Annotated in this window: 1 protein-coding gene; it reads right to left on the bottom strand. The window is 39.2% G+C overall.

Going from position 1 to position 1123, the window contains the following annotated elements; genetic code table 11:
* A partial coding sequence (locus G3R48_RS17050; RefSeq protein WP_212593424.1) for an RHS repeat-associated core domain-containing protein occupies positions 1–1057 on the bottom strand: 1057 nt, incomplete at its 3' end.
* Positions 1058–1123 lie beyond the last annotated feature (66 nt).

Below are 1123 nucleotides of genomic sequence, written 5' to 3'. Positions count from 1 at the left end.
CCGCTTTTGATACTACAAGTTTTCCTCCTAAAGTTACAACCGAACCTAGGCCTCCAGTTAATACATTGAGTGCAATATTTTCCGCACCAACCGTTAGAGCAGCCTCAATGCCTCCATTTTGATATGCATCAATCATTTCATAACCAGTGACAAATAAGCCCAATATAGCAAAAGGGTCATGCCCTGATGGGTCTGTATAAGCCATTGGGTTGTTCAGTACATAACTGTAACGATTTAAGTTTTGGTCTGCGTATATATGTCCTATGTAAGGGTCTGGACTTAAAAAACGCCCTAAATCAGGGTCATATATTCGACCATTCATGTGGATTATGGATAAATCTTGTACATCCTCATGACCAGTATATCCCTTATTATCAGCTCGCCCACCTTGTGTCCCGATTAAGCTGATTGTTGGTTGGCTATCTCCATTTCTTATATGGTGACGTTTACCAAAGGCTTGGTATATTTCCCTACTAGTTACATCACCATTATTATCTGCCGTCACAGTAGTAGAATTTAAATTATCCTGATAATGATAACGGACATCAATTGCATTAGTGCCTAGCTTACTTAAGGTGGCAACTGGTCTTGAGCCTAAGTAAACAGTAAATTTAACTTCCGTTTTACTGCCATTATTGATAATGGTCGTTTTTTCAATATTATTATCGACATAATAAGTACGCACTTGCTCATGAGCACTACGATAATCAAACCGACTAGAGCGCGAACCATTAGGTGCATACCTAAAATCAACATATTTCGCACCTTGCTGTACTTTAGTCGATTGACCAAAGCCATCCCAATAATAATGTTTATCGCCATAACCGAGTACTTGTCCTCGGTTGTCATAGGATAAAGCATTAGGGCCAACACTCATCAGCATGCGAGTATGGTAATCCACCCTTGATGCGGTATCACGATGTTGAAGGCGAGATGAATAACGATACTTATTATGGTCTTTTTCTAATAAGTTCCCGACCTCATCATAAGTAAAGTTTTGCTCATAACTACTTTTGTTAGCGGCTTGAAATGGTAAACGAACTTGATTATCTGACACGTTAATACGGCTAATTCGCTGTAAATCATCATACTGATATGTCTCTGTTCGACCGGTGATAAGATT

The organism is Shewanella intestini (genome assembly GCF_018221465.1).
In the GTDB taxonomy this organism is placed as follows: Bacteria; Pseudomonadota; Gammaproteobacteria; order Enterobacterales; family Shewanellaceae; genus Shewanella; species Shewanella intestini.
Note: the sequence above shows the minus strand (reverse complement) of the source record. Positions and strands in the feature narration are given on the sequence as shown.